14 protein-coding genes and 2 tRNA genes are annotated in these 12,907 nt (G+C 55.5%); 8 read left to right on the forward strand and 8 right to left on the reverse strand.

The annotated features are described in order from the left end of the window. Positions 1–9 precede the first annotated feature (9 nt). Genes hpxX through hpxZ form a run of 3 tightly spaced genes read left to right on the forward strand, consistent with a single transcriptional unit; the run spans position 10 to position 1,966 of the window. Complete coding sequence (hpxX, locus tag F3I20_RS14570) at positions 10–192, forward strand: oxalurate catabolism protein HpxX (protein ID WP_150037865.1); 183 nt, start codon at positions 10–12, stop codon at positions 190–192. After that, on the forward strand, positions 189–1,586 hold the full coding sequence (locus tag F3I20_RS14575; RefSeq protein ID WP_150037866.1) for an AtzE family amidohydrolase: 1,398 nt from the start codon (positions 189–191) through the stop codon (positions 1,584–1,586). Before hpxX ends, F3I20_RS14575 begins: the two co-directional genes overlap by 4 nt. Then, complete coding sequence (gene hpxZ / locus F3I20_RS14580; protein ID WP_150012966.1) at positions 1,586–1,966, forward strand: oxalurate catabolism protein HpxZ; 381 nt, start codon at positions 1,586–1,588, stop codon at positions 1,964–1,966. The genes F3I20_RS14575 and hpxZ overlap by 1 nt, the downstream gene beginning before the upstream one ends. 51 nt (positions 1,967–2,017) lie before the next feature. Here hpxZ and puuE read toward each other — a convergent pair whose 3' ends face one another. Genes puuE through F3I20_RS14595 form a run of 3 tightly spaced genes read right to left on the reverse strand, consistent with a single transcriptional unit; the run spans position 2,018 to position 4,456 of the window. Continuing rightward, positions 2,018–2,971, reverse strand: a complete 954-nt coding sequence (gene puuE / locus F3I20_RS14585; RefSeq protein ID WP_150012964.1) for an allantoinase PuuE — start codon at positions 2,969–2,971, stop codon at positions 2,018–2,020. A gap of 34 nt (positions 2,972–3,005) precedes the next feature. Then, positions 3,006–3,737, reverse strand: a complete 732-nt coding sequence (gene hpxA / locus F3I20_RS14590; protein ID WP_150012962.1) for an allantoin racemase — start codon at positions 3,735–3,737, stop codon at positions 3,006–3,008. Further along, positions 3,734–4,456 (reverse strand): GntR family transcriptional regulator, encoded by a 723-nt coding sequence (locus tag F3I20_RS14595; protein ID WP_150037867.1) that lies wholly within the window; start codon positions 4,454–4,456, stop codon positions 3,734–3,736. The genes hpxA and F3I20_RS14595 overlap by 4 nt, the downstream gene beginning before the upstream one ends. A gap of 144 nt (positions 4,457–4,600) precedes the next feature. On the opposite strand from F3I20_RS14595, the gene F3I20_RS14600 reads away from it, so the two are divergent. Beyond that, complete coding sequence (locus tag F3I20_RS14600) at positions 4,601–6,109, forward strand: NCS1 family nucleobase:cation symporter-1 (protein WP_150012958.1); 1,509 nt, start codon at positions 4,601–4,603, stop codon at positions 6,107–6,109. A gap of 49 nt (positions 6,110–6,158) precedes the next feature. Here F3I20_RS14600 and F3I20_RS14605 read toward each other — a convergent pair. Together F3I20_RS14605 and dnaQ are read right to left on the reverse strand one after the other, a co-directional pair. Further along, positions 6,159–6,235 (reverse strand) — tRNA-Asp (locus tag F3I20_RS14605). 134 nt (positions 6,236–6,369) lie between these two features. Then, on the reverse strand, positions 6,370–7,101 hold the full coding sequence (gene dnaQ, locus F3I20_RS14610) for a DNA polymerase III subunit epsilon (protein ID WP_150012956.1): 732 nt from the start codon (positions 7,099–7,101) through the stop codon (positions 6,370–6,372). 51 nt (positions 7,102–7,152) lie between these two features. Here dnaQ and rnhA point away from each other — a divergent pair, with 51 nt between their 5' ends. Then, on the forward strand, positions 7,153–7,620 hold the full coding sequence (gene rnhA / locus F3I20_RS14615) for a ribonuclease HI (protein ID WP_150012954.1): 468 nt from the start codon (positions 7,153–7,155) through the stop codon (positions 7,618–7,620). Here the strand turns inward: rnhA and F3I20_RS14620 are convergent. Continuing rightward, on the reverse strand, positions 7,602–8,339 hold the full coding sequence (locus F3I20_RS14620; protein WP_150012952.1) for a class I SAM-dependent methyltransferase: 738 nt from the start codon (positions 8,337–8,339) through the stop codon (positions 7,602–7,604). The genes rnhA and F3I20_RS14620 overlap by 19 nt on opposite strands. Before the next feature lie 42 nt (positions 8,340–8,381). Here F3I20_RS14620 and gloB point away from each other — a divergent pair, with 42 nt between their 5' ends. Further along, positions 8,382–9,137 (forward strand): hydroxyacylglutathione hydrolase, encoded by a 756-nt coding sequence (gene gloB / locus F3I20_RS14625; protein WP_150013179.1) that lies wholly within the window; start codon positions 8,382–8,384, stop codon positions 9,135–9,137. Between the two features lie 71 nt (positions 9,138–9,208). After that, positions 9,209–10,585, forward strand: coding sequence for a murein transglycosylase D (mltD, locus tag F3I20_RS14630; protein WP_013356866.1), 1,377 nt, complete (start codon positions 9,209–9,211; stop codon positions 10,583–10,585). 96 nt (positions 10,586–10,681) lie between these two features. Here mltD and F3I20_RS14635 read toward each other — a convergent pair whose 3' ends face one another. Next, positions 10,682–11,473, reverse strand: a complete 792-nt coding sequence (locus F3I20_RS14635; protein ID WP_033732016.1) for an endonuclease/exonuclease/phosphatase family protein — start codon at positions 11,471–11,473, stop codon at positions 10,682–10,684. Positions 11,474–11,734: 261 nt separating this feature from the next. Here F3I20_RS14635 and yafC point away from each other — a divergent pair, with 261 nt between their 5' ends. Beyond that, positions 11,735–12,637 (forward strand): DNA-binding transcriptional regulator YafC, encoded by a 903-nt coding sequence (gene yafC, locus F3I20_RS14640; RefSeq protein ID WP_150012948.1) that lies wholly within the window; start codon positions 11,735–11,737, stop codon positions 12,635–12,637. Positions 12,638–12,781: 144 nt separating this feature from the next. Here yafC and F3I20_RS14645 read toward each other — a convergent pair. After that, positions 12,782–12,858: transfer RNA gene (locus tag F3I20_RS14645), tRNA-Asp, on the reverse strand. Positions 12,859–12,907 lie beyond the last annotated feature (49 nt).

The raw sequence follows: 12,907 nt of genomic DNA on the forward strand, positions 1-12,907 counted from the left end.
GAGCGAATCATGAATCAACAAGAGTGGGCCAGCTACATCGGCCATATGGAGCAGATCCTGCAACTGGGACTGGATGAGGCCCGCCGCGCTGAGCTGCTGATCCAGCTTTCACGCATTGCGGAAATGGCTGCGCCGCTGATGGCGTTTCCGCTGGATGACCGGCTGGAAGTCGCAGGAGTATATCAGGCATGAGATTAGGTGATGTTTCAATTCAGACGCTGCAAAGGGCGATCCAGCAGGGTGAGATTAGCGCACTGGAGGTAGCGAAGCACACGCTGCAGGCGGTTGAGCAGCACAACCCGGCGTTGAATGCCTGGACGGAAGTCACCGGGCCGCGCATGTTAAAAGAGGCCCGCGCGATTGATGCACAGCGGCAGCGCGGCGAAACGCTGCCACCGCTGGCGGGCATTCCTTATGCGGTGAAAAATCTGTTTGATGTGGCGGGTCACAGCACGCTGGCCGGTGCCAGCCTGTTCCGCGATCGCCCTGCAGCACAGTCAGACGCGTTCGCCGTTGATAAACTGCGTCACGCCGGTGCGCTGCTGTCGGGTATGCTGAACATGGATGCCTATGCTTACGGTTTTACCACCGAGAACAGCCACTATGGTGCGACCCACAATCCGCGCGATCTCAGCCGCGTGGCGGGCGGCTCGTCAGGCGGTTCGGCCGCCGCCGTGGCCGCCGGGCTGGTTCACTTTTCGCTCGGTACCGACACCAACGGTTCGATTCGGGTGCCCGCGTCGCTGTGCGGTATTTTTGGCCTTAAGCCCACCTTTGGCCGTCTGTCACGCAGCGGCAGCCATCCGTTTGTCGCCAGCCTTGACCATATCGGGCCGCTGGCCCGGCGGGTGGAAGACCTGGCGCTGGTTTATGACCTGCTGCAGGGCGCAGACCCCGCCGATGCGTTTCAGGCCGATCGTACGGTGGCCGCGACGCTGCCGGGGCTGTCACAAGGCAGCGAAGGATTACGCTGCGCCGTGCTGGGCGGCTTTTTTTCCCACTGGTGCGATGATGACGCCCGCGCTGCAGTCGCGGTGGTCGCAGCCGCGCTGGAGGCCCAGGAAGAGGTGCTGATGCCGGACGCGGAGCTGGCGCGTTCGGCGGCGTTTATCATGACCGCCGCAGAGGGCGGCAACCACTATCTGCCTGCCTTGCGTCAGATACCGGAGCAGTTTGAACCCAACTCACGCGAGCGTCTGCTGGCGGGTGCCATGATGCCAGGCGCCTGGTATGTGCAGGCGCAGCGTTTCCGTCGCCATTTCCAGCAGCAGGTGTTACCGCTGTTTGATCGCTTTGATGTGCTGATTGCGCCGGCGACGCCCTGCAGCGCGATCACCATCGGTCAGCAGACGCTGTCAATTCAGGGTGAATCGCTGCCCGCCAAAGCGAGCATGGGGATGCTGACGCAGCCCATCTCCTTCCTGGGCTTGCCGGTCTGTACCGTGCCGCTGGCGACCCGAAGTGGTCTGCCGATTGGCTTACAGCTTATCGCCCGTCCGTTTAACGAAGAGGCAGTGTTACGTGCCGCCTGGTCACTGGAACAACAGGGCATTACGATACCGCAAATGAATATGGCAGGAGCCTGATGAACAGAGAGATTAATTTACCGCAGGTGCTCAGCGAGGTGACGGCGCAGTTTTATCGCTACGAGCAGGCGCTGGTCAGCAATGATGTGGACGAACTGGATGCCCTGTTCTGGCACGACCCGCGCACCGTGCGCCTCGGGGCGGGTGAAAATTTATATGGCATCGATGAGATTCGCGCCTTCCGTGCTGCCCGCCCTTCAGCCGGGCTGAACCGGACGCTGCGCAACACCGTGATTACCACCTTCGGTGAGGATTATGCGGTCTGCAGCACCGAATTTACCCGTGCCGGCAGTGATAAAATCGGCCGTCAGCAGCAGACCTGGGTGCGCATGCCCCACGGCTGGTGCATCGTGGCGGCGCAGGTCAGTCTGATGAGCTGATTATCTCCGGTGCGTCGCCTGGCCTGAGCGAGGCGACGCACCGTAACCGGCTTACGGTGCCGGATGCGTCGTGATCCAGTGATCGGCGATCTGCTGGCGGGTACAGATCCAGACATCGTTATGCTGCTGAATGTGGTCGAGAAAGTTCTGTAGCGCACGGAATTTGCCTGGACGCCCCAGCAGACGACAGTGCATCCCGATCGACATCATCTTCGGCGCGGTCTCTCCCTCTTCGTACAGCACATCGAAACTGTCGCGCAGGTAGGTGAAGAACTGCTCGGCGGTGTTAAATCCCTGCGGCGAGGCAAAGCGCATGTCATTGCACTCCAGGGTGTAGGGGATAATCAGGTGCGGCTTAACTGTGCCATCCTGACAGGTAACCTGGGTCCAGAACGGCAGGTCGTCGCCGTAGTAGTCGCTGTCGTAGCTGAAGCCGCCCTGCTCCACCACCAGCCGGCGCGTGTTCGGACTGTCCCGTCCGGTATACCAGCCGGTTGGGGCTTTCCCAAACAGATCAGTCAGCACATCCACCGCCTGCTGCATATGCTGACGTTCAGTTTTCGCATCCACGCCCTGATAGTGGATCCAGCGCCAGCCGTGACTGACCACATCGTAGTCTGCCTGTTTAATCGCCTCCACGACTTCCGGGTGACGCGCCAGCGCCATCGCCACACCAAACACGGTTAGCGGCAGACCGCGCTTTTGAAACTCATTGTGAATGCGCCAGAAACCGGCGCGTGATCCGTACTCATAGAGTGACTCCATCGACATATGACGGTCGGCATAGCTGGCGGCACCGATGATGTCGGAGAGGAACTGCTCGGAGCCGGCATCGCCGTGCAGCACGCTGTTTTCTGCGCCCTCTTCATAGTTCAGAACAAACTGCACCGCCACACGGGCGTTATTGGGCCAGGCGGCGTGCGGCGGATGAGCGCCATAACCGATCAAATCGCGCGGATAGTTTTTGTTAAAGCTGTACTCTTTCTTCTCTGCAGCGTCAGTCATTACTCGCTTCCTGTCTTCTGTCTGGAAAGTTCCGTTAGTTTAGATGCTGAAACGCACCTGAGAGCGGTTTCTGCAAAGGCCAGGCCAGATCGCCATGTTTACTGGTGCCAAAGCCAAGCGCCACCAGCGACTCCACCATTTTTACCGCCGCACTGACACCATCGATCACCGGCAGGCCCAGCTCCTGGGTCAGCGAGGCGGCCAGCGTCGCCATTCCGCCACAGCCCAGCACAATTGCCCCGCTGCCATCTTCCCGTTTCGCCTGAATACAGCGTTCCCGCACTTTCTCCTGCGCCAGGCCGCTGCCATCTTCCAGCGCCAGAACCGGCAGATCGATGGCGTGCAATGCTGCACAGTGATGCGTAAAGCCATACTGCTGCAGCAGATGACGCGCAATCACCAGCGTGCGCGGCAGCGTGGTGACAATGGAGAAACGCGTCGCCAGCAGCGTGGCGGTATGCATCGCCGCTTCCGCAATGCCGATCACGGGTCCGCTGGCCAGCTCGCGTGCCGCCAGCAGACCCGGATCGCCAAAGCAGGCAATGACGTGGCCGCTGACGCCCTGCTCCCTGCCGAGCCTGATCTGCTCCAGCACGCCGATGGCGGCGATTGCTTCATCAAAGTGTCCTTCAATGGAAGGCACGCCCTGCGATGGCGAAACGGCCAGAATTTCGGTGCCCGGTGCAGCGACCGCACGGGCGGCCTGACCGATGGTTTCGGTCATCGCCAGGCTGGTGTTAGGGTTAATCACCTGAATCAGGCTCATAAGGCAGCTCCAGAGCCTGTGGCAAACAGTCGGGAGAAATCGGGCAGCGTTTCCCCGCTGCGCTCAAAGTGCAGGCTGGAGACAATGTGCTCAAAGTGATGCTGTAGCGCGTGGGTCAGCGGCTCCAGCGCACGCGCGCGCAGTAACTTCAGCAGATTCGCGTGATCGTCACAGCGGCAGCCGCGCTGCCACGGCGCGCCATAAGCGGCAATCACCAGCGACGAGCGCTGCGTCAGGCTGGTCACCATGCCGGTAAGCACCTGATTGCCGGAGATCGCCTGCAGCTGGATATGAAATGCCGCAGAGAGCCGGATCGCTGCCGGGCCATCCTGATCGGCAAGGGCCTGGTTCTCCTGCGCGATGAGCTGCTCCAGCGCCACCAGATGAGGCGGCTGCAGATGCGCCACTACCGCGGGCAGATTGGCGCACTCCATTAAACTGCGGGTGGAGAAGATGTCCCGCGCCTCTTCAACACCGGGTGTCGCCACCTGCGCACCACGTTTGGGCGTCAGCGTCACCATCTGCACCGCCGCGAGGCGCTGAAGCACTTTACGGATGCCGGTGCGGCTCACGCCAAAGACTCCGGAAAGGGCCTCTTCCGGTAATTTGCTGCCCGGTGGCAACTGATGCTCAACAATGGCGTTCATTAACGCCTGGTAGATCCCTTCATCCTTATCCTGCAGCCTGGTGGCGTCTCGCTGGCCTGTTTTACTCGTCATTACCTGCTCCGGTCACTCACTGTGTGCCACATATCGTATACGTGAAAATTAAAAATTGTATACAAGAAAAGAGTTCTGGCCTGAATCCTGCAATACCGTTTTACCAGATTATTCATTTCACTCTCGGGTAAAGGAGCAGGTTTCATGCCAAATCAATCAACGGTGGTCAGCACGGCCTCTGAAGCCAGTGCCCGTTACAGCCCACGGCTCTGTAACGACGACCTGGCACCGACACGCGATCAGAACTGGTCGTGGTACAACATTTTCTCTTTCTGGATGTCCGATGTTCACAGCATGGGCGGCTATGTGGTGGCCGCCAGCTTCTTCACGCTGGGATTAGCCAGCTGGCAGGTGCTGCTCTGCCTGCTGGCCGGGATCTGCATCGTGCAGCTCTGTGCGAATCTGGTGGCGAAACCGAGCCAGATGGCAGGCGTACCTTATGCGGTGATTTGCCGTCAGGCGTTTGGCGTGTTTGGTGCCAATATTCCGGCAGTAATCCGCGGGCTGATCGCGTTCGCGTGGTATGGCATCCAGACTTATCTGGCGGCGAATGCCCTGATGCTGGTGCTGCTGAAGTTCGCGCCGTCGCTGACGTCAATGACCGTGCCGCACTGGCTGGGCCTGTCGCTGCTGGGCTGGTGCTGCTTCGGGGTGATGTGGTTACTGCAGGCGATGGTGTTCTGGCACGGCATGAACGCGATTAAACGTTTTATCGACGTTGCAGGTCCGGCGGTCTATGTGGTGATGGTGGCTCTGGCGGGCTGGATTGTATACAAGACCGGCTTCGATGGGATCTCCTTTACCCTTGCCAGCAAATCACTGACCGCAGGCGAGCAGACGTGGCAGATGATTACGGCCACGGCGCTGGTGGTCTCCTACTTCTCCGGGCCGCTACTGAATTTTGGTGATTTCTCTCGCTACGGCAAAAGCATGTCAGAGATCCGTCGTGGCAACCGCTGGGGCCTGCCGTTCAACTTCCTGCTGTTCTCTGTGGTGACGGTGGTAATTGTGTCAGGTACGCAGTCGCTGTTTGGCAAAATGATTACCGATCCCATCGAAACCGTGAGCATGGTCGGCAACGATCTGGCCGTGGCGATTGGCCTGCTGACCATGATTACTGCCACCATCGGCATCAATATCGTGGCGAACTTCGTTTCACCTGCTTTTGACTTCTCCAACTGTTCACCGCAGAAAATCAGCTTCCGCACCGGTGGCATGATCGCCGCCGTGGGTTCCGTGCTGTTAACGCCGTGGAACCTGTTCCAGTCGCCTGAGCTGATTCATTACACGCTGGATGTGCTGGGCTCCTTTATCGGGCCGCTGTTCGGGATTCTGCTGACCGATTTCTATCTGATCAAACGTGGACGCATCTCGGTCGACGATCTGTTTAACGATACGCCAGCAGGCCGTTACTGGTATCGCGGTGGCTTTAACCCCAAAGCGATTGGCGCGCTGCTGCCGTCGGTGGCAATTTGCCTGGTGATTAGCTTTATCCCTTCCCTGCATCAGGTGGCGAACTTCAGCTGGTTTATTGGTGCCGGTCTGGCGGCAGGCTGCTATCGCTTTATCGCCCGTGAAGATCGTGAGGCGGAGGATGTGACCTGCTGGCATAGCGAGGGAATGGCGCAGAAGAAGCAAGCCGCCGCTGAATAGCAGACAGCAAAAAGCCGATTCATTTCTGAATCGGCTTTTTTAAAGAGATTGGCGGAACGGACGGGGCTCGAACCCGCGACCCCCTGCGTGACAGGCAGGTATTCTAACCAACTGAACTACCGCTCCGCGCTTTGTTCCCCGTCGGGAACGAGGCGCATAGTAATGGCAGGCCGTTACGGCGTCAACGCTTTTTCCAGGTGAATGAATCGTTTGCTGTTTTTTTCAGCTTGGCGCTGATTTTATCCACAAAAACAGGCCCTTCAGCCGCGCCACAGGCAGCTGCCGCCTTTTTTCATCACCAGATCCAGACGGGACTCATGAGCAACAACCTCTTCTTCGCTGGCCGTCACCACACGTAGTGCAGAAGCGGGACGCACGATGCGCTGAATGCTCTCTCCCTGCGCCTGACGGGCGCTTTCACTCTCCGATAAAAAGGAGAGTGAGGTCTGCCCGCCGGTCATAGTCAGGAACACGTCTGCCAGAATTTCGGCATCGAGCAGTGCGCCGTGCAGGGTTCGTTTGGTGTTGTCTATTTCGTAACGTGAGCAGAGCGCATCCAGGCTGTTACGCTTGCCGGGGAACATACGACGCGCCAGTGCCAGGCTGTCGGTAATTTTGCAGAAGGTTTCAGTTTTCTCAATGCCACGGTTCAGCTTTGAAAATTCATAGTCCATAAAGCCGATATCAAACGGCGCGTTATGAATGACTAATTCGGCACCGCGAATGTAGTCGAGAAACTCATCGGCTATTTCGCTGAAGGCGGGCTTGTCGGCCAGGAACTCATCGGCAATACCGTGTACGCCAAAGGCTTCGGGATCGACCAGCCGATCGGGCTTGAGATACATATGGAAATTGTTACCGGTCAGGCGACGGTTAATCACCTCCACCGCACCAATCTCAATGATGCGGTGCCCCTCATAATGTACCCCGATCACATTCATGCCGGTGGTTTCAGTATCGAGAACGATCTGGCGGTTATTTACAGTGCTCATAAGACCCGTTTTATGTCAGACTTGGCGCTTTTGAGAGGAAGTCTACCAGAGATGCGCAAACAGGTAGAGATATTCACCGATGGATCCTGTCTTGGAAATCCCGGTCCCGGCGGTTACGGGGCGATTTTACGCTACGGTCAGCATGAGAAAACCTTCAGCGCGGGCTATCGCCTTACCACTAACAACCGGATGGAGCTGATGGCGGCGATTGTCTCGCTTGAAGCGCTGACCCAGCCGTGCGATGTGGTGCTCAGCACCGACAGTCAGTATGTGCGTCAGGGCATTACCAGCTGGATCCACAACTGGAAAAAGCGTGGCTGGAAAACCGCCGATAAAAAGCCGGTGAAGAATGTCGATCTCTGGCAGCGTCTCGACTTAGCCCTCAGCACCCATAAGATTCAGTGGGAGTGGGTTAAAGGGCATGCCGGACACCCGGAAAACGAGCGCTGCGACGTGCTGGCCCGCAGCGCGGCGGAAAATCCTGCCTTTGAGGATATCGGTTATAAAGCCGAGTCCTGATCCTCTGCCTTGCGAAACTGACGCGTGGCATTGACCGTCTGGCGGATCTTGCTGGTGCTCAGGCTCTTCTTTGCCCGGGTCGGCAGCAGCGGGAAGGTTCGCTTGCGCGCCACTACAATATTCAGACATCCCAGCGCCGGTAAGTGGGCGCTGATCAGTTTCCCGCCCTGCTGATGCCATGGCAGCACCTGAAATCGGGTGCGGTAGACCACCTCATAATTCAGTAGTCCCAGCCAGTCGAGCAATCGCATCTGGCTGAACATCCGCCCGCTCCAGGGGGCTTTACGGGTTAATCCCGGTACCATTTTACTCACACCAAGCAGGCTGAAAGGATTGAAGCCGCTGATGATCATCCAGCCATCATCGATTAACACCCTGTCCACTTCGCGTAAAACCCGGTGAGGATCCTGACTCCAGGCGAGCGTATGGGCCAGCAGACAGGCATCAATCGACTTCGACTCAAACGGCAACTGCATCGGATCAGCCCGCACCTGTAACAGCTCGCCTTCACTGCCCACATTGACCTGATGTGAAATAGCACAGTTTTCAGTGTTGATTTCTGCGCTGAGGTTGCCAAGCTTAAGCATATGAAAGCCATAAAGCTTTCCGAGGTAGGGCTGAAGCTGCTGCGTTAGCGCGTCGCGGAAATAATCTCCCCACGGCATATTGCGCCAGGACAGCGGTGCGTTCAGAACCTGGCGTGATTTAGCGGGCTTCATGCTTTACGCTCTTCCTTTTCCTACGACCTGCGAGAGGTGATGATGAATCTTACCAGTATTCCTGCGTTGCAGGACAATTACATCTGGACGCTGAATGATGATGAGGGTAACTGCCTGATCGTCGACCCCGGCGAAGCTCAGCCAGTGTTAGAAAAAATGGCGTCAAACGGCTGGCAGCCAGTCGCCATTCTGTTGACTCACCACCATAACGACCATACGGGCGGCGTGAAAACATTATGTGAACATTTTCCTCACCTGGAGGTTTACGGTCCTCAGGAAACCGAAGCGAAAGGGGCCAGAACGATAGTCAGCGAAGGGGATAAAGTCACCGTACTGGGCCTGACCTTTGAAGTGATCCATACACCTGGTCACACTTTAGGACATATCTCATATTACAGCTCACCTTATCTTTTCTGTGGCGACACTCTCTTTTCAGGCGGCTGCGGACGCCTTTTCGAAGGCACCCCAGAGCAGATGTATGATTCCTTTCAAAAGCTTAACCAGCTCCCGGGTGAGACGTTAGTCTGTTGCGCACATGAATATACTTTATCCAATCTGAAGTTTGCTGCGGCTATTCTGCCCCATGACCCGCAAATAACAGCCGAATACCAGAAAATTAAGGACTTACGCGCCGAAAATGGCATTACTTTGCCAACAAAACTGGCGCACGAACGGTCAATAAATTTATTTCTTCGTACGCAAGACATTGATTTGAAAAGGGCATTAAACGTTAATATTACTGATGAACCAGTATGGCGGACATTTGCCGTTCTACGCGAGAAGAAAGACGTTTTTTGATTTTTCGGGTTGTGTTGTGAAAAGTCGTCACGTATAGTTGCTCGTCTTTTAAGCGAACTATTGACACACACATGAAGGCTAAAGCGATCTTACTCGCCTCAGTCTTGCTGGTAGGATGTCAGGCGTCCAGGAACGATGCCAATATCCCCGAACAGCATGCACAGAGTCTGTCTTCAGCTGGTCAAGGTGAAAATGGAAAGTACGGAGACGAGTTTTTGTCGCCGCGATGGCAGGAAGATGGAACTGGCCTCGCAGCAGACGCAGATCTCTGGAGTTTCATTAGTGACGAGTTGAAGATGGGGATTCCGGAAAACCCGGCAATCCGCGAACAAAAAAGTAAATTTTTAAAAAATAAGAGCTATCTCCACGATGTAACATTACGGGCAGAGCCGTACATGTACTGGATAGTCGAGCAGATACAGAAACGTAAAATGCCGATGGAACTGGTACTGCTACCCATAGTGGAGAGCGCTTTTGACCCTCGCGCAACCTCATCCGCCAATGCCGCTGGTATCTGGCAGATTGTTGCAGCTACAGGTCGAAACTATGGTTTAAAACAAAACCAGTATTACGATGGGCGACGTGATGTTGTCGCATCCACGAAAGTTGCGCTGGATATGATGCAGCGTCTTAATACCATGTTTGACGGTGACTGGTTACTGACCATCGCTGCCTACAACAGTGGTGAAGGACGGGTGCTCAAAGCGATTAAACAGAATAAGGCGCGCGGTAAGCCGACTGACTTCTGGCATTTATCGCTGCCACGCGAAACGACCGTGTATGTGCCTAAAATGTTAGCGCTGAGTGAACTGCTTAAAAATAACAAGCGTTACGGTATCAAACTGCCGACACCCAATGAAAGTCGTGCTCTGGCACGAGTGGAAGTGGGTCAGCAGATACAGCTGACGCAGGCTGCCGAAATGGCAGGTATGTCGCTCACGAAACTGAAGAGCTTCAATACCGGCTACAAAGGCGGTGCAACAGCGCCAAACGGCCCGCACTATATTATGGTGCCAAAGTCGAACGTCGCGAAATTGCGTAACTCACTGGCCTCAGGTGACATCGCAGCGGTACAGCCTGTGCAGCTTGCGAAAGCCAGCGCGAGTGGCGGGTACAAAGTGCGACGGGGTGATACGCTTTCTGGTATCGCCGCTAAACTTGGCGTTAGCGTCTCGACACTGAAGCAGGAAAACAACCTGCGCGGTGCTGATATCCGACCGGGTCAGACACTGACCATCGGTTCGAACGGTACCCGACTGGCTGATAACGGCAACAGCATCACCTACCGTGTTCGTAAGGGTGATTCTCTTGACAGTATTGCCCGTCATCACGGCGTCAATATCAAAGACGTGATGCGCTGGAACAGTGTGCTGGACAGTGCGAAAGATATTCAACCCGGCGATAACTTAACGCTGTTTGTGAATAATAACGCAACACCGGATACCTGATACGTTGAAAAGGCTGACATTTGTCAGCCTTTTTCATTTATTCATCTGCCGCTATTCAGGCCTCACACCAACATACCTCCCCGGCCCGGCGCAGGATTAGCCGCCTGAACTGAACTCCACCAGTAAGGGGTTATGATCGGAAGCGCGCGTCACCAGTACGGATGCCTCGCTCACTCTGAGATCGCGATAGAAGACGAAATCCAGCGGGCGACCAAATGCTTTGCGGCGGTGATCGGCCGTAAACATCACCTCTTCCAGCTTCATCCGCTGTGCAAACCGGTAGAGCGCATTGATGCGCTGACGGCTCCAGGCATTGAAATCCCCTGCCATGATTACCGGTCCCTGATGATGCATGATCTGCTCGCCGATAGGCCCCAGCTGTTTACTGTAGACGTCCACACCCAGACTGAAGTTAACCGCATGGATGTTAACCACCATCAGCATTTCTCCCGCTGGCAGAGGATAGGCCGTAACCAGCGCTGATTTTGACAGCCTCAGCAGAGGCTCACGCTCGCGTAAGGGGCAACAATAGACAGGATGGGCAGAGGCGAGGGTCATCACGCCAGAGGGATGCTGAGGCAGCACAAAGGCAGGCACCTGATCGGCAGCCAGATAATTACTGGTGGCAAACTGCACCAGTTCAGGTGTGGTCTGCGCTTCCTGCAGTAACACCAGATGCGCATCCTTACCAAATCCTTCCAGCACTGACATCCAGTCTGCACGCTGTTGCTTGAAGATATTCCATACCAGAACTTTAAGATTTGGATGCGCGGGCAACGGTGCGCCGGGTGGCAGTGCCTGGCCGAGATGGAGCATCGCGCCAGGTGGAAAGATCTGCTCCACTGGTTGTCCTGCTACATATCGCATTGCATAAGTTTTTTTGCGCACTTTCCCGCCTGGCTGATAATTCAAAATACAGTTAACACCTGTCTGTTATAGGGATTCTAGACCGGCGTTTCAATGGATGCAGGTGAATGTCAGAATTCATCACGCTTTTCCAGAATAAAGGAGTTACTTTAAGCTCGCTAAGCTAAACGAGGCAGAACCTAACCACATCAACGGTGTCATCATTGAGGACGCCTGTACGGGTTAGGCCAGTATAATCGTTCATAAAATAGCTAAATATCTACGACATGACAGGGAGGAAGAATGAAGGCATCTTCTGACGAACTCAAAGTGTTTGTCAGTGTAGTAGAGAGTGGAAGTTTCAGCCGCGCTGCTGAGCAGTTGCAGATGGCGAATTCTGCCGTTAGCAGAACCATAAAAAAACTGGAAAACAAGCTGGGCATTGCTCTGCTAACCCGAACCACGCGACAGCTGGCACTGACGCAGGAAGGCGAACGCTATTTCCGCCATGTTCAGCGTTTTTTGCAGGAGATGACTACCGCAGAAAGCGATTTAATGGAAAGCCTACAGGAGCCTAAAGGGTTACTGCGCGTTGATGCCGCGACACCGGTTATTCTGCATTTGCTGATGCCAATGGTTAAGCCCTTTCGCCAGCGCTATCCCGGGGTGACTCTTTCGTTGATCTCCTCAGAGAGTTTTATCAATCTGATTGAACGGAAAGTGGATATTGCGATTCGTGCCGGCAATCTCACGGACTCAACACTACGCGCCAGATTGCTGTTCAACAGTTTTCGCAAGGTTGTCGCCTCTCCTGCCTATCTCCGTGAGCATGGGGTACCACAAAAGGTGACCGATCTGGATAACCATCATTGTCTTGGCTTCGAAGAATCCCCGAGGCTCAATCGCTGGCCCATTGCACGTGAAAGCGGCGAACTCTATGACATTGACTGGGCTATCTCTTCGAATAGCGGAGAGACAATTAAGCAGCTCTGTCTTACCGGCAATGGGATTGCGTGTCTGTCGGACTATATGATTGATCGTGAGGTCGCGGAAGGATCACTGGTGGAAGTACTGGCCGATCAGCGTCTGCCGGTCGAGATGCCCTTCAATGCGGTCTACTACAGCGATATCGGCGTAAGCCAGCGTGTGCGGGCTTTTATCGATTTTCTCAGTGAGTGGACAGCTGAGCAGCCGTGGCGTACGTGAGGTCTATAAGAGCAGGCCTTCTCGGGGTCTGTTGCTACCGTCTGATCCTGGAGATCGAAGATAATCAGCGCGGATATTTTATCCGCCATGAATTTGCTGAAATGGAAAAATCCCTGACCGTTAAGTCAGGGCTTTCCAATTAAGTGGCGGAACGGACGGGGCTCGAACCCGCGACCCCCTGCGTGACAGGCAGGTATTCTAACCAACTGAACTACCGCTCCACCGATTCTTTCACGCTTATCAGCAACCGGCTGATAACCGTCTGTTCCC

This window comes from Candidatus Pantoea gossypiicola (genome assembly GCF_008632075.1).
GTDB lineage: Bacteria > Pseudomonadota > Gammaproteobacteria > Enterobacterales > Enterobacteriaceae > Pantoea > Pantoea gossypiicola.